Origin of the sequence: Mycolicibacterium confluentis (genome assembly GCF_010729895.1) — a bacterium.
Taxonomy (GTDB): domain Bacteria; phylum Actinomycetota; class Actinomycetes; order Mycobacteriales; family Mycobacteriaceae; genus Mycobacterium; species Mycobacterium confluentis.
Map to the genome: position 1 here is coordinate 4620638 of NZ_AP022612.1, position 19970 is coordinate 4640607.

General features: G+C 66.8%; 17 protein-coding genes. 8 read left to right on the plus strand and 9 right to left on the minus strand.

Translation table 11 applies throughout. The features are described from left to right. Window positions 1-14 precede the first annotated feature (14 nt). On the plus strand, window positions 15-1163 hold the full coding sequence (locus tag G6N34_RS21955; protein WP_085156877.1) for a uroporphyrinogen-III synthase: 1149 nt from the start codon (window positions 15-17) through the stop codon (window positions 1161-1163). Beyond that, window positions 1160-1852 (plus strand): sirohydrochlorin chelatase, encoded by a 693-nt coding sequence (locus G6N34_RS21960; protein ID WP_085156880.1) that lies wholly within the window; start codon window positions 1160-1162, stop codon window positions 1850-1852. The genes G6N34_RS21955 and G6N34_RS21960 overlap by 4 nt, the downstream gene beginning before the upstream one ends. A 278-nt stretch (window positions 1853-2130) precedes the next feature. Here the strand turns inward: G6N34_RS21960 and G6N34_RS21965 are convergent, their stop codons facing one another. The 4 genes from G6N34_RS21965 to G6N34_RS21980 form a co-directional block, all read right to left on the minus strand. Continuing rightward, the gene (locus tag G6N34_RS21965; RefSeq protein ID WP_085157282.1) at window positions 2131-2394 is read right to left on the minus strand and encodes a hypothetical protein; all 264 of its coding nucleotides are present in this window, start codon (window positions 2392-2394) and stop codon (window positions 2131-2133) included. Between the two features lie 103 nt (window positions 2395-2497). Continuing rightward, window positions 2498-2845: a nitrite reductase small subunit NirD gene (gene nirD / locus G6N34_RS21970; protein ID WP_085156883.1), complete on the minus strand. Its 348-nt coding sequence runs from the start codon at window positions 2843-2845 to the stop codon at window positions 2498-2500. Further along, window positions 2842-5376 (minus strand): nitrite reductase large subunit NirB, encoded by a 2535-nt coding sequence (gene nirB / locus G6N34_RS21975; protein WP_085156886.1) that lies wholly within the window; start codon window positions 5374-5376, stop codon window positions 2842-2844. Before nirB ends, nirD begins: the two co-directional genes overlap by 4 nt. A gap of 178 nt (window positions 5377-5554) precedes the next feature. Beyond that, window positions 5555-6313: an isocitrate lyase/PEP mutase family protein gene (locus G6N34_RS21980; protein ID WP_085157285.1), complete on the minus strand. Its 759-nt coding sequence runs from the start codon at window positions 6311-6313 to the stop codon at window positions 5555-5557. A 169-nt stretch (window positions 6314-6482) separates the two neighbouring features. Here G6N34_RS21980 and G6N34_RS21985 point away from each other — a divergent pair, with 169 nt between their 5' ends. From G6N34_RS21985 to G6N34_RS27640, 5 genes are all read left to right on the plus strand, one after another. Further along, complete coding sequence (locus G6N34_RS21985; protein ID WP_085156889.1) at window positions 6483-6782, plus strand: Rv0250c family protein; 300 nt, start codon at window positions 6483-6485, stop codon at window positions 6780-6782. An 81-nt stretch (window positions 6783-6863) separates the two neighbouring features. Continuing rightward, the gene (locus G6N34_RS21990; protein WP_085156892.1) at window positions 6864-7700 is read left to right on the plus strand and encodes a succinate dehydrogenase subunit SdhC; all 837 of its coding nucleotides are present in this window, start codon (window positions 6864-6866) and stop codon (window positions 7698-7700) included. 30 nt (window positions 7701-7730) lie between these two features. Continuing rightward, window positions 7731-9638, plus strand: coding sequence for a fumarate reductase/succinate dehydrogenase flavoprotein subunit (locus G6N34_RS21995; RefSeq protein ID WP_085156895.1), 1908 nt, complete (start codon window positions 7731-7733; stop codon window positions 9636-9638). Between the two features lies 1 nt (window position 9639). Further along, complete coding sequence (locus G6N34_RS22000; protein ID WP_085156898.1) at window positions 9640-10389, plus strand: succinate dehydrogenase/fumarate reductase iron-sulfur subunit; 750 nt, start codon at window positions 9640-9642, stop codon at window positions 10387-10389. A 471-nt stretch (window positions 10390-10860) separates the two neighbouring features. After that, the gene (locus tag G6N34_RS27640) at window positions 10861-11022 is read left to right on the plus strand and encodes a hypothetical protein (protein WP_109788691.1); all 162 of its coding nucleotides are present in this window, start codon (window positions 10861-10863) and stop codon (window positions 11020-11022) included. A 12-nt stretch (window positions 11023-11034) separates the two neighbouring features. Here G6N34_RS27640 and G6N34_RS22005 read toward each other — a convergent pair whose 3' ends face one another. Continuing rightward, window positions 11035-11520, minus strand: coding sequence for a flavin reductase family protein (locus tag G6N34_RS22005; RefSeq protein ID WP_085156901.1), 486 nt, complete (start codon window positions 11518-11520; stop codon window positions 11035-11037). 89 nt (window positions 11521-11609) lie between these two features. Between G6N34_RS22005 and G6N34_RS22010 the strand changes: the two genes are divergently transcribed. Beyond that, entirely contained in the window at window positions 11610-12290 is a 681-nt protein-coding gene (locus G6N34_RS22010) for a GAP family protein (protein ID WP_085156904.1), read from the plus strand. Here the strand turns inward: G6N34_RS22010 and pe are convergent, their stop codons facing one another. The 4 genes from pe to G6N34_RS22030 all read right to left on the minus strand — a co-directional run bounded on the left by pe (window position 12291) and on the right by G6N34_RS22030 (window position 19798). After that, window positions 12291-13430, minus strand: a complete 1140-nt coding sequence (gene pe, locus G6N34_RS22015) for an acyltransferase PE (RefSeq protein ID WP_085156907.1) — start codon at window positions 13428-13430, stop codon at window positions 12291-12293. 53 nt (window positions 13431-13483) lie between these two features. After that, on the minus strand, window positions 13484-15235 hold the full coding sequence (locus tag G6N34_RS22020; RefSeq protein WP_264017134.1) for an AMP-binding protein: 1752 nt from the start codon (window positions 15233-15235) through the stop codon (window positions 13484-13486). 118 nt (window positions 15236-15353) lie between these two features. Beyond that, window positions 15354-18353: an MMPL/RND family transporter gene (locus G6N34_RS22025; RefSeq protein WP_085156913.1), complete on the minus strand. Its 3000-nt coding sequence runs from the start codon at window positions 18351-18353 to the stop codon at window positions 15354-15356. A gap of 23 nt (window positions 18354-18376) precedes the next feature. Then, window positions 18377-19798: a condensation domain-containing protein gene (locus tag G6N34_RS22030; protein WP_085156916.1), complete on the minus strand. Its 1422-nt coding sequence runs from the start codon at window positions 19796-19798 to the stop codon at window positions 18377-18379. Between the last annotated feature and the right edge of the window lie 172 nt (window positions 19799-19970).

Below are 19970 nucleotides of genomic sequence, written 5' to 3' on the forward strand. Positions count from 1 at the left end.
TCTACACAGGAGCCATGCCCGAGAACGACTGGGCACCGCTGACCGGATATCGCGTGGCGGTGACCGCCGCGCGACGCTCCGAGGAACTGTGCACGCTGCTGCGCCGCCGAGGAGCCACAGTGTGCGCCGCAGCCGCCATCGCGATGGTGCCGCTGCCCGACGATGACGAACTGCACCGCAACACCGAGGCCCTGATCGCCGCCCCACCCGACATCGTGGTCGCCACGACCGGAATCGGGTTCCGCGGCTGGATGGCCGCCGCCGACGGGTGGGGGCTGGCCGCCGAACTGACCGGGGCGCTGGGTCGGGCCCGCGTCGTATCGAGGGGTCCGAAGGCCACCGGCGCCCTGCGGGCCGCTGACCTGCCCGAGGAGTGGTCCCCGGAGTCGGAGTCGTCCCGCGAGGTGCTGCAGTACCTGCGTGAAGCCGGGATCGCCGGCCAGCGCATCGCAGTGCAGTTGCACGGTGCGACTGACGAGTGGGACCCGTTTCCGGAGTTCCTGGATGAACTGCGGGCCGCCGGCGCCGACGTCGTGCCGATCCGCGTCTACCGCTGGCGTCCGGCGCCGCGTGGAGGCGCCTTCGACACACTCGTGTACGGAATTGCCGACCAGCAGTACGACGCCGTGAGCTTCACGTCGGCGCCCGCGGTCGCGGCGACGCTGCTGCGGGCCGCCGACCTCGGGGTCGAGGCCGAAGTGCTGACCGCGTTGCGCGGACCCGTCCACGCCATGTGCGTCGGCCCCGTGACGGCCCGCCCGCTGGTGCGCCTCGGGGTGCCGACGTCGTCACCCGAGCGGATGCGGTTGGGCGCGTTGGCGCGTCACATCACCGACGAACTTCCGCTGCTGCGCTCCCGCACGGTGCTGGCCGCGGGCCACAACGTGGAGATCCGCGGGACGTGCGTCATAGTCGACGGTTCGGTGAAGTCCCTGTCCCCCGCGGCGATGGCCACCATGCGCGCGCTCGCAGACCGACCGGGGACGGTGGTGTCCCGTCGCGACCTGCTCGCCGCGCTGCCGGGCGCGGGAACCGACACCCACGCTGTTGAGACCGCGGTGCTGCGGCTGCGAACGGCCCTGGGGGACAAGAACATCGTGGCCACCGTGGTCAAACGCGGATATCGGCTGGCAGTGGACGAGCACCCGGCGGGTGCGGCATGAGGGAACTGGTGCTGGTTGCCCACGGGACACGCAAACCCGGCGGCGTGGAGATGATCGGTCACCTGGCCGACCGGGTCAGCACGAGCCTGGGCCAGCGGGTGCGCGTGGCCTTCGTCGATGTGCTTGGCCCGACCCCCGCCGAGGTGCTGGCCTCGCTGCACCGCCAGCGCGCGGTCCTGGTGCCGGCATTCCTCTCCAGCGGATACCACGTCCGCAACGACATCCCCGAGCATGTCGAGGCCAGCGGCCATCCCGATGTGACGGTGACGCCCGCGTTGGGCCCGTGCCCGCAGATGGTGCGCGTCGTGACCGAGCGTCTCATCGAATCCGGTTGGCAGCCAGACGATTCAGTGGTTCTGGCCGCCGCAGGCACGTCTGATCTCAACGCTCAGCGCGACCTTCGGGTGACCGCGACGCTGCTGTCGGCCGCGCTGGGCAACCGTGTGGAACTGGCCTATGCGGCGACGGGTGAACCCCGGGTCGCCGACGCCGTAGCACGGTTGCGGGAACGCGGGGCCGGGCGCGTGGTGGTGGCGTCATATCTGTTGGCGGACGGTCTTTTTCAGGATCGCCTGCGCACCTCCGGCGCTGACGTCGTCACCGAACCGCTGGGCCTGCACCCCGGCACGGTGCGACTGATCGCGTCACGGTTCCGGCGGGCGGCGGTGCCGTCGCTGATGAGCGCCTGACCCTGCTTTCTTGCTCCTGCCTCGTGCTCCCGGGCTCTGTGGGCGCTACGGCTCTGGGCGCTGCGTCACTGGGCGCCGCGACACTGGGCGCCGCGTCACTGGGCGCCCCGGCGCCCCACTCCCCCACGACACTTAAACCCTCGCGACGACACGCCGAGCAACGTCGCAGAGGTTTAAGTCTCGGCGCGGGACCGGGTGCAATGTGGGTCTACAGGCGCGCCGGCGGGGCCAACCAGCCAGCGTGCGGCGGCGCGGGACCGGGTGCCGTCACGACCCGGCTAGGTGCACCCGCTCACGCTGATCCGTCTGCCCACGTTGGCGCACACCGAGACGTTGGGCGGTGGTGGCGGAGGGGGCGCGGCGTCAAAGTCCTCGGGCAGCGGCGCGTACGCCGATGGCGGCGGAGCCCACGGCGCGATCGCATCGGCGACGTTGCCGCACCCACTCACCGAAACATGTCGGCCGCCGACGCTTCCGCACACGTCGGCCAGGCTGGTCGCGGGCGCGGCAACTGCTCCGATCGCCTCGATTCCAGCGGCCATCGCCACCGCGGAGATGCCGACCATCCCGGCTCTGGTCCATCGATTCATGGTGGCCTCCTTGATCGTGGATCAAGTGAAGCACAACGGGATCGGCTGGCGGGCCTCAGCGGCCGACTTCGACGATTCCGTTCTCGCCGGCGCGGACGGCGTAGATAGGAACGCTGACCGAGGGATCGTCCAGGCACGTCCCATCCTCCAACGAGAAGGCCTGCTTCTTGATCGGTGACTGCACCGTCGGCCGTCCCGCCCGGTCACCGACGATGCCCCGCGACAGCACCGCCGCACCCGAGAACGGGTCGACGTTGCCCACCGCCTGCAGGCGGCCGTCGGGAAGCCGGAACAGGGCGGCCTGTGACCCGTCGTCCAGCAGCACCGCGACACCGCGGCCTGGGAGGAGACGGTCGTAGTGGCACGCCGCGGTCCAGACCGCGACGTCGTTCAACAGCGTCATGGCTGATCCTCTCGGGGTGCGAAGGCGGGCATACCGATCGGCACCTTGCGGCCCGACCTCTCGGTGAACTGCACTGTGGGATCTGCGGTTTCCGGTGCGTTGACGAAGGACACGAACCGCGAGAGCTTGCTGGGATCCTCGAGCACGCCCTTCCATTCGCACGCGTATCCGTCGACATGGCGGGCCATGGCGGCCTCGAACTCCTCGGCCAGGCCGAGCGAGTCCTGGCACACGACGTCACGCAGGTGGTCCATCCCGCCGTCGAGGCTCTCCACCCACGGCGCGGTGCGCTGCAGGCGGTCGGCCGTGCGGATGTAGAACATCAGGAAGCGGTCGATGTAGCGGATCAGCGTCTCGGTGTCGAGATCGCCGGCCAACAACTGCGCATGCCGTGGCGTCATCCCGCCGTTGCCGCCGACGTACAGGTTCCATCCCGTCTCGGTCGCGATCACCCCGACGTCCTTGCCGCGCGCTTCGGCACATTCCCGAGCGCATCCGGACACGCCCATCTTGATCTTGTGCGGCGCCCGAAGCCCGCGGTAGCGCAGTTCCAAGTCGATGGCCAACTGCACCGAGTCCTGCTGCCCGTAGCGGCACCAGTCGCTGCCCACACAGCTCTTGACCGTGCGCAGCGACTTGCCGTAGGCGTGCCCGGACTCCATGCCGCCGTCGATCAGGCGCCTCCAGATGAGCGGCAACTGCTCGACGCGTGCGCCGAACAGGTCGATGCGCTGCCCGCCGGTGATCTTGGTGTAGAGCCCGAACTCCTTGGCGACCTCACCGATCAGGATCAGCTGGTCGGCCGTGATGTCGCCGCCGGGAACCCGGGGCACCACCGAGTAGCTGCCGTTGCGTTGGATGTTGGCCAGGAAGTGGTCGTTGGAGTCCTGCAGCGAGGCCTGCTCGCCGTCGAGGATGTGGTCCGAACTGGTCGACGCCAGGATCGACGCGACGACCGGCTTGCAGATGTCGCAGCCGGACCCCGTGCCGAACCTCCCGATCAGGCCGCTGAACGTGCGGGTCCCGGTGGCCGTGATGACCTCGAAGAGTTCGGCCCGGGACTGGCTGAAGTGTTCGCACAGGGCCTTGGACTGCTCGACCCCCTGCGCCTCGAGAAGCTGCTTGAGCAGCGGCACGCAGGACCCGCACGACGTGCCCGCGTTTGTGCACGCCCTGAGTCCGGGCACGTCGGCGCACCCGCCGCAGATGGCATCCTTGAGCTGGCCCTTGGTGACGTTGTTGCACGAGCAGATCTGGGCTTCGTCGGGCAGCGCGCCGACCCCGAGAGCGGCTGCGCCCGAACCGGCGTCGGCCGGCGTGATCAGCGCGAGCGGATCGCCTGGGAGCTGCCCGCCGACCATGGGCCGCAGCACGCCGTACGACGACGCATCGCCCACGAGTACGCCGCCGAGCAGCGTCTTGGCGTCATTGGAGAGGACGAGCTTGGCGTAGGTCTGGTTGACCGGGTCGTTGACGACCACTTCGAGGCAGTCGGGCGTGACGCTCATGGCGTCACCGAAGCTCGCGACGTCGACGCCCAGCAGCTTGAGCTTGGTGGACATGTCGGCGCCGGGGAACTCGGCACCGCCGCCCACGAGACGGTCGGCAACCACCTCGGCCGTCGTGTATCCGGGTGCCACCAACCCGTAGCAGCGGCCCTCGATCGCTGCGACCTCACCGACGGCGTAGATGTGCGGATCCTCGGTGGCACAGGACAAGTCGGTGAGCACGCCACCGCGCTCGGCGACCTCGAGGCCCGCGAACCTGGCGAGCTCGTCACGGGGACGCACGCCGGCCGCGAACACCACAACCCCGGCGTCGATGACGGTGCCGTCCGACAGGTTGACGGCCATACCGCCGTGTGCGGTCTGCTCAATGGACTGCGTGCCGACCGCGAGGTGCACGTCGATGCCCAGCTTCGAGATCATGGTGCCCAGCAGCGCGCCGCCGGCCTCGTCGAGCTGCTGGGCCATCAGCCGTGGCGCCATCTCCACGATGTGGGCATGCAGACCGAAGCCCCGCAGGGCGTTTGCGGCCTCGAGTCCCAGGAGTCCGCCGCCGATGACCACGGCGCGGTCGGTGTGCCCGGCGGCCGAGGCCGCCCGGGCCGCATGGCGGATCGCGTCGAGGTCGTCGAGCGTGCGATACACGTGGCACCCCGGCAAGTCATGGCCGGGCACGGGCGGGACGAAGGCGTAGGAACCCGTCGCGAGCACCAGCACGTCGTAGCCGTACCGCTCACCCGTTTCGGTGGTCACGACCTGCCGATCACGGTCAAGCTCCGTGACGCACGCACCGAGTTCGAGGCGCACGCGCGGGTCCTCGGCGTAGGTGTTACCGCTCAGCGCCATCCGCGTGCGATCCCAGTGCTCGGTGTAGGAGGTCAGCCCCACCCTGTCGTAGGCGGGGTCGGCCTCCTCACCGAGAACCGTGATGTGCCAGTCGCCGTCGGTGTCCCGGGCACGCAACGCCTCGACGAAGCGGTGCGCGACCATCCCGTGGCCCACCACGACACATGTGTGTGACTGCATACGCCAGACGCTAAGCAGCCGTTATTGCCGCGATGTCGTCTCAGTGTGAACCGATCATCACATCGTGCTCACACACCGGATCCGGGTCTGTGAGGCCGCTGATTTCTCGCCGAGACTGCGGCGGTTGCGATCTCCCGACGGGAATCTCGTCCTCCCGACAGTCTCGGCGTTTTCCAGTTCAGCCCCAGCGGGCCAGGATCTCCTTGGTCCGCGCCGACAGCGCGGCCTGCAGGAACGGGCCGAAGCTGATGCGGCCGACGCCCAACGGGCCGAACGACGCGGGATCGTCCTGATCGGGCAGGGCGATCGCATTGACCGGCAGCGGAAGCTCGGAAGTCAGGCGGCGCAACGTGTCTGGGTCGTGCCGGCCGACCGGGTACAGCGAGTCCGCGCCGGCCTCCGCGGCCTCCTTCATGCGGGCGATCGCGCGGTCCACGCGGTCACCCTCGTCGCCGTCCTGACGCAGGAACAGGTCGGTGCGGGCGTTGACCACCACGTGCACGCCCGCGGCGTCGGCGGCCTGGCGCAGCGTCGCGACCAGGGCCGCGTGCTCACTCGAGGACCGCAACCGCTTGCCCTCGCTGTGCACGGTGTCCTCGATGTTCAGGCCCACCGCCCCCACCCGCAGAAGTCCGGCGACCAGCTCCCCTCCGGGCAGTCCGTAGCCCGACTCGATGTCCACCGAGATCGGTACGTCGACCTTCGCGGTGATCTGAGCGACGCGGGTCAGCAGATCATCGAAGGACATGCCCTCGTTGTCGGGTTTGCCGACCGAATCGGCCACCGGATGGCTGCCGACGGTCAGGGCCGTGAACCCCGCGTCCACGGCGAGGGCGGCCGACCAGGCGTCCCACACCGTGGGCAGCACCACCGGGTTCCCCGGCACGTGCAGCGCCAGCAGCGCGTCAGCCTTCTGCGCCAGATCGGTTTCACTCATCGCTTCTCCTTCATCGGGTACTCGAATCGGTTGCTCGTCGGTCTTCATAGCCAATCCCAGGCACTCCCGCGACATTCCAGACGTGACGTGAGTCACGTTCTGATCGTGATGTGACTAGCATCGGTTGTCGTAATGTGATCCCTGACACCCTTCAGCCCAAGGAGGTCGCGTGTCCAGCACCACTGAACTCGCCGAACTGCACGATCTCGTCTCCAACCTGCGCCGCTGCGTCACCTCGCTGCGGTCCCGGTACGGCGAAAGCCCGGCCATGAGGCGGATCGCGCTCGACGCCGACCGCATCCTCAACGATGTCGAGCTGCTCGACACCGATGCGAACGACCTCGATCTGTCGCGGTGCGCCGAACGGCACACCGGCGAGAAGATCCCGGTTCCGGACACGCAGTACGACCAGGACTTCTGGCGTGACGTCGACGACGAAGGCGTCGGCGGTCACAACCCGCGCCGATGACCTGATCGCTGCACACGTCCCCGCTTAACCCTCCCCTCCCCAGCCGCTGACGCATGCCGCCACAGAAGGAACTTGAGTGATATGAGCGCGCCCACAGCCGACCGCTCGAAGACCGGCGTCTTCTCCGCCACCCGCGCAAAAATCCCCCAGAAGACGCTGCGCACGGACAGTTGGCTGAAGTCGCCCATCCTCACCAACCTCGGATTCGCGGCCTTCCTCATCTATGCGACGGCACGGGCGTTCATGCAGGACCACTTCTATGTGGAGCAGTACAACTACCTCACGCCGTTCTATTCACCCTGCGTGGTGAACTACGACCCGGCGACCGGTTCGGGATGCCCGGAAGGTGCCGCGCACTTCGGCACCTTCCTCCCCGACCTGTGGTTCCTGCCGTACGCAGCGTTGTCGTTGCCGTTCCTGCTGCTGTTCCGGCTCACCTGCTACTACTACCGCGGCGCCTACTACCGCTCTGTGTGGCAGTCACCGACTGCGTGCGCGGTGGCCGAGCCGCACGCGAAGTACACCGGCGAGACGCGCCTGCCCCTGATCATCCAGAACACCCACCGCTACTTCTTCTACATCGCGGGCATCATCTCGATCATCAACACGTACGACGCGGTGACGGCCATGTGGAACAACGACGGCTTCCGCTTCGGCGTGGGCAACCTGATCCTGTGGGTCAACGTGATTCTGCTGTGGACCTACACGCTGTCGTGCCACTCCTGCCGGCACGTAGCCGGCGGGCGGCTCAAGCACTTCTCGAAACACCCTGTGCGGTACTGGCTGTGGACGCAGATCAGCAGGCTCAACACCCGACACAAGCTGTTCGCGTGGATCACTCTGGGCACCCTGATGCTGACCGACTTCTACATCATGTCCGTGTCATTGGGTCTTCCCGACCTTCCGATCATCCCCTGACACAGCCCCCGAAAATCGAAGTGAGAGTAGATGACTGACCTAGAACGGCACCAGTACGACGTCGTCGTCATCGGTGCCGGCGGCGCCGGACTACGCGCGGTGATCGAGGCTCGCGAGCGCGGCCTGCGTGTCGCGGTGGTGACCAAGTCGCTGTTCGGCAAGGCACACACCGTGATGGCCGAGGGTGGTTGCGCGGCGGCCATGCGCAACGTCAACACCAAGGACTCGTGGCAGGTGCACTTCGGTGACACCATGCGCGGTGGGAAGTTCCTGAACAACTGGCGGATGGCCGAACTTCACGCCCAGGAGGCCCCCGACCGGGTCTGGGAACTGGAGACCTATGGTGCGCTGTTCGACCGCACCAAGGACGGCAAGATCAGCCAGCGAAACTTCGGCGGACACACCTACCCGCGTCTCGCGCACGTCGGCGACCGGACCGGCCTGGAGATCATCCGCACTCTGCAGCAGAAGATCGTCTCCCTGCAGCAGGAGGACAAGCGCGAGCTCGGTGACTACGAGGCGCGGATCAGGGTCTTCCACGAAACCAGCATCACCGACCTGATCAAGGACGGGGACGCGATCGCGGGGGCCTTCGGTTACTACCGCGAGACCGGAAACTTCGTGCTGTTCGAGGCGCCCGCGGTGGTGCTCGCGACCGGCGGCATCGGCAAGTCCTTCAAGGTGTCGTCCAACTCGTGGGAGTACACCGGCGACGGCCACGCCCTGGCTCTGCGCGCCGGATCGGGCCTGATCAACATGGAGTTCATCCAGTTCCACCCGACGGGCATGGTCTGGCCGCTGTCGGTCAAGGGCATCCTGGTCACCGAGGGTGTCCGCGGCGATGGCGGGGTGCTGAAGAACTCCGAGGGCAAGCGCTTCATGTTCGACTACATCCCCTCGGTGTTCAAGGGTCAGTACGCCGAATCCGAGGAGGAGGCCGACCAGTGGCTCAAGGACAACGATTCGGCTCGCCGCACCCCTGACCTGCTCCCCCGCGATGAGGTGGCCCGCGCCATCAACAGCGAGGTGAAGGCCGGTCGCGGCTCACCTCACGGCGGCGTCTACCTCGACATCGCCTCGCGCATGCCTGCCGAGGAGATCAAGCGCCGACTGCCGTCGATGTATCACCAGTTCATCGAACTGGCCGAGGTGGACATCACCAAGGACGAGATGGAGGTCGGACCGACCTGCCACTACGTGATGGGTGGTATCGAGGTCGATCCCGACACCGGCGGCGCCGACACCCCGGGTCTGTTCGCCGCCGGTGAGTGCTCCGGTGGTATGCACGGGTCCAATCGGCTTGGCGGCAACTCACTTTCGGATCTGTTGGTGTTCGGCCGGCGTGCCGGTTTGGGCGCCGCCGACTATGTGCGTGGGCTGGCGAGTCGTCCCGCGGTGTCCGACGCCGCACTGGAGGAGGCCACGAACCTCGCGCTCTCGCCGTTCGAACCCAAGCCCAATCCCGAGAACCCCTACACGCTGCACTCCGAACTGCAGGAGTCGATGAACGACCTGGCAGGCATCATCCGCAAGCAGGGGGAACTCGAAGAGGTCCTGGTCAAGATCGACGAACTGAAGAGGCGCTACCAGAACGTCACCGTCGAGGGCGGCCGTGTGTTCAACCCGGGCTGGCACCTCGCGATCGACATGCGCAACATGCTGCTGGTCAGCGAGTGCGTGGCCAAGGCCGCGCTGCAGCGGACGGAGAGCCGCGGCGGCCACACCCGCGACGACTATCCGGAGATGGACGCGAACTGGCGCAACACGCTGCTGGTGTGCCGGACTGAAGGCGGCGACGACGTGGTCCCGGGCGTCAGAGTGACACCCGAGCAGCAGGATCCGATGCGACCCGACCTGCTCGCGGTCTTCGAACTCAATGAGCTCGAGAAGTACTACACCGACGCGGAATTGGCCGAACACCCCGAACGGAAGGGCTGACATGGGCACCTACAACGCCAGCATGCGTGTGTGGCGGGGCGACCAGAGCGGCGGCGGCCTGGAGGACTTCACGGTCGAGGTCAACGACGGCGAGGTGGTGCTCGACATCATCCACCGACTGCAGGCCACCCAGACCCCGGACCTCGCGGTGCGCTGGAACTGCAAGGCGGGCAAGTGCGGATCCTGCTCGGCCGAGATCAACGGCAGGCCCAGGTTGATGTGCATGACACGGATGTCGACGTTCGACGAGAGCGAGACCGTGACCGTCACCCCGCTGCGGACCTTCCCGGTGATGCGTGACCTGGTCACCGACGTGTCGTTCAACTACGAGAAGGCACGCCAGATCCCGTCGTTCACGCCGCCGAAGGATCTGCAGCCCGGCGATTACCGGATGCAGCAGGAGGATGTGAACCGGAGCCAGGAGTTCCGCAAGTGCATCGAGTGCTTCCTGTGCCAGAACGTGTGCCATGTGGTTCGTGATCACGAAGAGAACAAAGAGGCTTTCGCGGGTCCGCGGTTCCATATGCGCATCGCCGAACTCGATATGCACCCACTGGATACCGTGGACCGTAAGGACATGGCCCAGGAGGACTTCAGCCTGGGGCTGTGCAACATCACCAAATGCTGCACCGAGGTGTGCCCCGAGCACATCAAGATCACGGACAACGCACTGATCCCGATGAAGGAACGCGTCGCCGACCGTAAGTACGACCCGATCGTCTGGCTGGGGAACAAGCTGTTCAGGCGTTAGAGCCGCAGCGAAGCAGGGCGAAGGAGGGCGTTCGCCTGATTTCGCCGAGGCTGTCGTTACCGCGGCCCCTTCTCGCACTTCCGCTCGGTAACTACAGCCTCGCTGAGGGGCGGGCTTGCGCATAGGAGCTTGCGGGTCAGCCGCGGCCGGAACGAACCCAGCCGCGCGGGTCTACCGGGCTGGAACGCCCGAGGCTGTAGTTTTCGAGGCCCCTTCTCGCACTTTTGCGCGATAACCACAGCCTCGCTGAGGGACGGGCTTGCGGGCGAGCCTCCGGGAGTGACCTCGGGAGGGTGAGCTTGCGGGCGAGCCTCCGGGGGTGGGCCGGCGGACAGAGAGAACGGCGCGGACACGTCAGCCGGGTCGGAGGGAACCGCGCGGGCACCTCGGCCTGGTCATCGAGCCACTGGCGTTTCCAGGTATCGCGCGTACAGTCGGGATCAGCAGCGAGTAACCGGCGAAAGGCACGTCATGCCACACCGAGGGACTGTCAGCGTCAATGACATTCGCACCGCGATCCGCGAACTCACAGCCCGGGCCAATCTTGCCCGCAAGGAGGGCAGACCGGAGGACGCGGCCGAGATCGAACAGCGGATTGACAGCTACCGCGAGCGGCTTGCCGAGCGCCCCTGAAGCTCGCTGAGGTCAGACGCCCAGCTTGCGGAACGTGCTGCGGTGGAAGACGATCGGCGCCACATCGGGATTGACCGTGATGTCGCTGACCCGCAGCACCACGATGGTGTGATCCCCGGCCGGCACCAACTGCTCGATGGTGCTCTCGAGCCACACACTCGTTCCGTGAATGAACACCGCACCCGATTCGCGTGACTCGGTCTCGAGTCCGGCGAACCGGTCACCGGTCTTGGCCGCCAGAGTGCGGGCCGCAGCGTCGTGGGCCTCGCCCAGCACACTGATTCCCAGCGACGGCAGGTCCTGGAGCTTGGGCCACGTGGTCGAGGAGTTCTGCACACAGAACGACACCAGCGGCGGGTCCAGCGACACCGGCACAAATGTGCTGGCTGCCAGGCCGACGAGGGTGCCCTCGACCTCTGCGGCGATGGCGATGACTCCGGACGGAAAATGGCCGAACGCTTCACGCAGCGATGTCGGGCTCAGTTCTGGTGCGCTCATAACTCCCCTATCGTCACACATGACCCTGTGTGGCGGCCACGTCTGGGTGAGCCCCGGGACGGGCTTGTGCCGGTAGTGTGACGCGCATCATGTGGATTCCGCTCCTGATGATGGCCGTCGCGGTCAGCCTGGAGCCGTTCCGGATCGGCATGACGGTCCTGATGATCAACCGACCGCAGCCGGCCCTGCAGCTGCTGACGTTCCTCGTCGGCGGTTTCCTGATGGGAACCGCCGTAGGCGTGGTCGTGCTCTTCGCGTTGCGGCCCGCCCTCGGATCGGCGCATTTCACGTTGCCGAGGGTCCAGATCGTGGTCGGCGCGATCATTCTGCTCAACGCGGTCTTGGTGGCCGCGGGCGTCCTCGGAGGCGGACGAGCCGACGGGCGGCAGGACCGGCTGATCCGCAGGCTGGAACCGGTGACGAATCGCGCGCGGCGACTGCTGACCGGCAGCTCGCTGTGGACGGCCGGAATCGCCGGTCTGGGGATCGCCCTGCCGTCCGTCGACTACCTCGCCGCGCTCGCGCTCATCGTCGCCTCCGGGGCCGCGGCGACGACGCAACTGAGCGCCTTAGTGGTGTTCAACGTGGTGGCCTTCGCACTCATCGAGATTCCGCTGCTGTGCTACCTGGTCGCACCCGACCGCACCCGCACCGCTCTGTCGGCGTTCTACGACTGGCTGCGGTCGCAGGGTCGCCGGGGCGTGTTCGTCCTGCTGACCACGGTCGGCTGCGTGTTGGTCGGGGTCGGGGTTGCCGGCCTGCAGCGATGATCAGGGCCGAGGCGGGTTGTTCAGCACGTACTGAACGCCCGCCAGCAACTGCGAGACCGGGTCCGAGCCGCCACCGAACGCGGCCTGGGTGGCCGGCGCGGTGACCGCTGCGGGGTCATAGCCGTTCACCGGATCCACCGTGACGGGCGCGGTCAGCGGATCGTCGTTGCGGGAGTAGCCCGCGTCGACGTATGGCATGAGCACCGCGTCGAGCTTGATCAGCGTGTCCTTGGGCAACCCGAGGTACTTGAACGGCATCACCAGCGGGAGATGCTCCTCGGGGATCATGAACGTCGTGGTCTTCGCTCCCCGGGAGTTGACCGTGGTCCGGATGTTCTGCGGTGGCACCATGCTCGGGTTGGTGAAGGCCACGGCGGTGTGACCCGTCGCCAGGCCGACGATCGCGTTGCCCACGGAGATCCAGTTGTCGGATCGGTCCGGCCAGTCGGCGATGCTGTCGTAGGCCGAGACGAATTGGTAAGTGTCGTACTGGCTTTCCACCGGCGGCGGGATGCGGTAGTCCAGCGAAGGGACGACACTGCCGACAGGGAACATCTGGGTCAGGAAACTCTCACCGAAGGCGTGCCGGGCCACCGGATCGCCGTACATCGCGAAACTCAACTGGTCCGGCGGTGGGGCCGCCGGATCGTATGCCAGCTTGGCCTGCACGTCGTTGAGCACCATCGCGCCCTCGGACAGTCCGATCGCGGTGCCCTTGCCGCCAGCGCGGACCGCGTTGAGGACGTTCGGGGTCCCCTCGTCGACCGACTCGCCGACACTGGGGCCGTCGATGCCGATGCCGGGGAAGAACCGTTCGAGTTCGCCGATGCCCGGGAACAGACGTTCCAGCGTGTGCCCCTGCACCTGCCCGGCGGGATAGTCGACGATCTGACGGTCCAGTCCGGGGAACCAGTCCGCACCCGTGCGCATGATGTATTCGTCGTACGGGATGCCGAGCACATGAGCGCCGCCCAACGCGTAGGCCCGGCCGGGGGTGCCCAGCGGCGGCGGACCCTCGGCGGGAGCGGGAGTCGGCGGCACGACCGGCCTCTGGTCGTCGGCTGCCGCGGGCCCGAGCGCCAGGCAGCCGACGACGACGACGGTGGTCAGTGTCGTGCCGAATGCGAGTAGTCGTCTCACGGTCTACGCATCCTCCCCGCCCTGCTCGGCTGCATTGAGAACCCTACTCCGGCTCACGCGTCCAACCGGACGAACTGTTCCTGCTGATATTGCACAGTGCATGCGGCGCGGCGGATCTTTCCGCTGGTCGTCGTAGGAATCGACCCGAAGGGCACCAGGACCAGGTCCGCGACGCTCAAACCGTGCGCGTTGGCGATCGCGGCGGTGACATCGCTCCTGACGGCACTGAGCCGACGGATCGCCTCATCGTCGAGGTCGGTCGATCCCTTGACCTCGACCACGGTCACCAATTCTTCCGTGCTGCGCACGGGAACCGAGATGGCCGCGACCCGTCCGCGGGTGATCTCCTGCACGGTCGCCTCGATGTCTTCGGGGTAGTGATTGCGTCCCCGGATGATCAACAGATCCTTGATGCGGCCGACGACGAACAGTTCGCCGCCGTGGATGAAGCCGAGGTCACCGGTGCGCAGCCACGGTCCAGCCTCGGTTCCGGGCGACGGATCGACCAGTGTTGCGCCGAATGTGCTGTGGTCCGTCGAAGGCTTACGCCAATAGCCCTCGGAGATGTTCTCGCCGTGCACCCAGATCTCGCCGATCAGGCCCAGCGGGCGTTCGCGGCGGGTCTCGCTGTCGACGATCCGCACCGAAGGTGACTGAGGCACTCGGTATTTCACCAATGCCGTGCCCTTGCCGGGTGGGCAGGGCCGAACACGTCCCGCGCCCAGTTCCTCGGTGTCGAAGTGACCGGCCGGCGACGCCTCGTTCCACGTGCCCGCCGCCACGAAGACGGTGGCCTCGGCCAGACCGTAGGCCGGACGCATCATGTGGTCGGCGAAGTTGAAGTGCGCGAAGCGATCGACGAAGCGGTGCAGCGTCGCCGGTTCCACGCGCTCGGCGCCGCTGATGATGCCCACCACCCCGCCGAGGTCCAGGCCCGCCAGATCGTCGTCGCGGGTTTTGCGGGCGGCCAAGTCGAACGCGAAATTGGGCGCCGATGACCACGCGTGCGGGTTCTGGGCAAGCGCGCGCACCCACCGGGATGGCCTCTCCAGGAACGCAACTGGGCTCGTCAGCTCGGCGCGACGCCCACACAGGATCGGTGCGCAGACTCCGAGCACCAGACCCATGTCGTGATAGAACGGCAGCCACGACACGAGCGTGGCGTCCGACGGCAACGGGGAGTCGGCGAAGAAACTCCGCATCAACTGATCGAAGTTCGTCGTGAGGTTGCGGTGCGACACCATGACACCCGTCGGCAGCCGGGTGGACCCGGAGCTGTACTGCAGGTAGGCGATGCTCGGCAGGTCGGTCTGCGCCCGGCTCAACCAGTCCTCGGCGTCGAGGTGCAGCGAGTCGATTTCGACGATCTTCGGCGCGGTGTCCAGACGGACCGACGCGACGACGTCCCCCACGTCGGCAGCGACGGCGGATGTCGTGAGGACGACCGCGGGCTCAGTGTCGGCGAGGACCGCATCGACGCGGTCGTGATTCGAGCCCCGGTGCGGCAGCGGGAGTGGGACTGCGATGCGCCCAGCCTGCATGGCGCCCAGGAACGCCAGGATGTAATCGAGGCCCTGCGGCGCCAGGATCAGCGCCCGGTCGCCGACAGACCCGTGCAACGCGATCTCACGCGCGACGTTTGAGGTCTGGCGCGCCAGCTGGGACCACGTGAGGCTCTCGGCCACGCCCTCCGAGTTGAGGTCGTAGTCGGTGTAGGTGAAGGCGACGTCGTCGGGTCGGAGGCTCGCGCGACCGTGAAGCATCGAGAGAATCGATGCGGACGACGTCGACGCAACCTGATTCAGCGTGACCTCCGGAGTCCCGAGAGCGACCGCCCCGCGAAGGGCTGCACCATCTGCATTCCTCACCACTTCGCTCCGTTTCGTAGTTTCACACACATCGCCGGTGGGCGCTGGCCGGCGGCTACCCGCTCACTTCGGCGGGCTCCCTCGACTTCGGCCGCTGCGGCCCGAATCGCGACGGCCACCAGTTCGCACGCCCGACCAGCGTCGCGATCGCGGGCACCGTGATGGTGCGGACGACGAAGGTGTCCAACAGAATTCCCACACCGATCACGAATCCGCCCTGGACCACGATTCCGATACTGGAGAACAGCAGACCCGCCATCGAGGCCGCGAAGATCAGGCCCGCCGCGGTGATCACGCCGCCTGTCGAACTCAACGTGCGGATGACCCCGAAACGCACACTGTGCGGGGATTCGTCGCGCAACCGGGACACGAACAGCATGTTGTAGTCGGCGCCCACCGCGACCAACACCACGAACGCCAAAGGCGGGACGCTCCAATGCAACTGCTGACCGAGCAGGACTTGGAAGGTCAGCACGCCGATGCCGATGGCGGCGAAGTACGACACCACCACCGATCCGACCAGATACAGCGGTGCGATCACGGTGCGCAGCAGCACCATCAGGGTCAGCAGGACGACGATCAGGGTTGCGGCGATGATGAATCGGATGTCGCGCTGGTAGTAGTCGCGGGTGTCGCGCAGGGCGACGGGGAAACCACCCATCGAGATCGTCGCGTCCGACAGCGCCGTGTTCGGCTGGGCGCCACGGGCGACGTCGCCGATCTGGTTGACCTGATCCATCGCCTCGGCGCTGAACGGGTTGAGCTTCGTCTGCACCAGGTATCGGACCGAGTGACCGTCCGGCGAGACATAGGCCGCAGCCGCCTTCTTGAAGTCCGGGAAGTTCAGCACTTCGGCCGGGATGTTGAACCCCGCCTGCGCGGGGTTCGCAGCGTCGGTCCGCATGGTCAACAGGAACGTCGACGCCTCGTTGAGCCCCGCGGCGATCACCTTGACCTGCTTGACGAGTTCCTCCACGCCGCCGGCCACCTCCCGGCTGCCGCCCGCCAGGCGGTTGGCACCCTGCTGCAGTTCAGCCAGCCCCGCCTGCGGCCCGCCGGGACGGTCCAGCCCCATGGCCTTCGCGGCCCTGGCGACGCTGGCCATGGCGGCGTTGAGCCGGTTCACGGCGGTGTTGAGGGTCTGGCGGTCTTCGACGCCCTGGAGCTGCTGGGCGAGAGTGTTGATGTCGTCGAGCTGTCCGTCATTGCGTGCATCGACGAGCTTCTGGAACTGAATGCGGGTGTCGGCGCACGAGGGGTTGGCGTCGCAGACCTGGTTGCCCTGCAGTGCTGCCAGCACCGGGCCGATCCAGGCGAACATGTCCTTGACGGCTCTGAAATTGACTCCCATCGCGTTGCCGAGCGCGTTGATGCTTGCGACCAGCTTGGCCGCGGTCTCGACGTCCCGGACCAGCTTGTCGCCCCCGTACTCGGTGCGCACCGAGGAGAACGTATCGACCACACTCTGGATGCTGGGCACGATCTGGTTCACCTGCCTGCGCACGTCAGCGAGGCTGTCGGCAAGCGTGGCGGCACCGTTCGACAGGCGGTTGAGGTCACCCGCGCGCTGACCGATCTGGGCCGAGCCGTCCGCCAACCGGTCACCGACCAGGCCTGCCTGGTACGTGGCCCGGAACTCCGGCGGCACCTCCCCCAGCGGCCGGGTCACGCCGCTGACCAGACCGACATCGGGCAACTGCGCGACGCGCGAGGCCAGCTGTTCCAGGTCGGCGAGGGCTCGGGGTGAGCGCAGGTCGTGCGGCGACTGGATCAGGATGTATTCGGGGATGGACTGCGCGATCGGGAAATGCTGTTCCACCGCCGCGTATCCGATCGAACTCGACGCCGTGGCGGGGACGACCTTGCGGTCGTCGTAGTTGTAGTTCGCGAACGTCGCGAGACTGGCCAGCAGGGCCAACACGAGCAGGCTCCCGACGAGGTGCGCCACAGGTCGGCGGACGATCCGGATGCCGGAGCGCCGCCAGAACCGGGCGGTCAATTCGCGCCTCGGTTTGACCCAGCCACGTGGCCCGGCGAGCACCAGAATCGCCGGCAGCAGGGTCACCCCGGCCAGGAATGCGACGCCGATCCCGATCGCCGCCGTCGCCCCGACCGTCCGGAACACGCCCATCTTCGCGAAGCTCAGCAGAAGAAACGTCAGCCCGACCGTGGTCGCGGACGCGGCGATCACCTTGCCGATCGAGATCATCGCGGCCTTGACCGCCTCGTCGTAGCCGCGGCCCAACCGCAGGTAATCGTGATAGCGGCTGATCAGGAAGACCGCGTAGTCGGTTCCGGCGCCGGCCATGATCGCGCTCAAGAACACGATGGACTGATTGGAGACTCCCGCGCCGGTCAACTGCGAGAAACCTGCGGCCACGGCCTGCGCGATCACCAGCGACGATCCGATCGTCACCAACGGCAGCAGCATCGTGACGGCGCTGCGGTACACCAGTAGGAGCACGCCGAGGACCAGGACCGCGATCGCGATCTCGATGGGCAGCCGATCCTTTTCACCGGCGACGGTGAGGTCGGCGACCGTGGCGGCAGGCCCGGTGATGTACACCGTCAGCGGCCCCTGGGGCGAGTTCCGTTCAATCAGGTCAGAGACGCGGTTGAAGGACTCGAAGGCCCGCGGTGTGCCCAGCTCCCCCTCCAGACTGACCGGCAACACCCACGTCGTCTTGTCCTCGCTCGTCAGAAAAGGCCGCAGTTGCGGCGTGCTGACGAAATCCTGGACTGACACCACGTTGCTGACGTCGTCACGAAGGACTGACACGAGTTTGCGGTAGACGGTCTCGTCGTCGGGTCCGAGGCCGTGCTCGTTGATCAGCGCGACCAACAGAAGGTCATCGTTGCCTGATTCCTGGAAGGCCTCGGCCATCTTCACGGCGGCGACGTTCGAAGGCGCACTGCTGGGCAAAATCTGCAGCGGGTGTTTCTGGGCCATCTCGCCGAGCGATGGGAATGTCAGCGGAAGGGCCGCGGCCAGAGCGAGCCAGATCCCGATGACCACCAGGGGCCATCGCACCACCATCTCGGCCAGCCGTCGCATATCGCCCTCACGCCCACATCGCGCTACGCGACGCGGCCCCAGTTCCCGCTGTCTGCGACCTGAACAGACACTGCCTTCATCGCCGCCATATAGCGGGCCGCCGATTTTCGGGCGACTTCATTGTCGGGGTGCATGATCGCCATCGTTGTCCCCTCGCCGTATCGGAATATGTAAATGGTGAGCTGGCAGGAGAACCGACCGTCCGGATAGATGCCGATGTTGTCGGCAAGCCCCATCTCGGCCGCGGCCAGAACGGCATTCAAGGGTGCCGCGCCACCGTGGAAGAAGTTCGACACCGGGAAGTTCGGCTGTGGCCAGTTCAACCACGGCGCGAGTTCCAGCGCCCGGTAGTACGGCACCTTGGCCATGTTCAGGCTCGAGTCGAACGATGTCTGCGCCGACCACGCGGCCTCCCCGAACGACGCTGCGCCGATGGGAATGGTGATCGGAATCAGGCCCGTGAACCAGCCCTGCGTCATGAAATTGTCCGTGGCGTTGCGCGAGTCCCTCGGCGTCAAACCGTAATAGGTGAGTGCCCCGGTCAGCTCGTGCTCCACCTGGGCGAGGCAGGCGAACAGGCCGCCGACGAAGCGCGCGCCCGCGCCGGTGCAGGCCTGTTCGAACCGTTCAGTCTGCGCGGGCTCCATCAGGACTTCGGTGGTCATATCGCTGCTGGTCGACTTCGCGGGGTTGCCGAGCGGGAGCGGAAACTCCGGAAAACCGCCATTGTTGTTCTCGGCGAACTCGATCCATGTGCGCACCTCGGGTGAATCGAGGGTCAGCTCGGCCGTGCGCTCGCGTTCGCGGACACAGAAGTCGTCGAAGCTGCCGGCCTCGGGAAGCTGAAGCGTGAGCCCGCTGCCGCTCAGCGCCGAGTACATCCCGTTGGCCTCCATCATGGTGGTGCCGATCAACGTCGCATCTCCGTGAACGTGATCCATGGCCGCGAAGAACGTGAAGTTGTCCTCGTTCTGGATCACGCCGAAGGTGAAGCAGCCCCACTCCAGCGGACTCGGTATGTCGACGACGTGAGCGAGGATCTCGTCGATGGTCATGCTGCCGTGGTCGACCGGGCAGAACTCGATATCGGCAGGATCCTCGAGGGCGCGCCTGGCAAACTTTCCGTCGTCCATGCGCTCAAACCAACTGCGGAACGTGTCGTGGCGACGAAGGTAGGTGTTCACGGCGTCGTCCATGGCTCCGATGTCACACTGGCCACGTACTTCACAGCTCGCGATGATCTGGCGGGAGAAGTTCAGACCCACACCTGTTCGCTCGGAATAGTTGCGAAGATGTTGATTCTGCATGTAGCTGACGGGTATCAGACTGACTGGTGCCCGGCGGGCTTTCTCCGCCGACTCGGCCGTAGGGTGCCATGAAGTCACCGAACCAGGTTTCAGAGCCCATTCACCAAGTGGGCCAACCGTTATCCTGCCGATCCGCAAAGCCTTGGCCCTCCCAAAATCTCCCACTCGGCCCGCTCTGAACCCAGCGGCGGCCGTCCCCGAACGAACATAACCCGGATTGACCGTGTTCGCCCAGCGCCATCTGATTCCCGCAGAGCAGAACCGCGCATTCAGCTGCAGACAATGCCATAGTGGGCGACGGAGAAGTTGG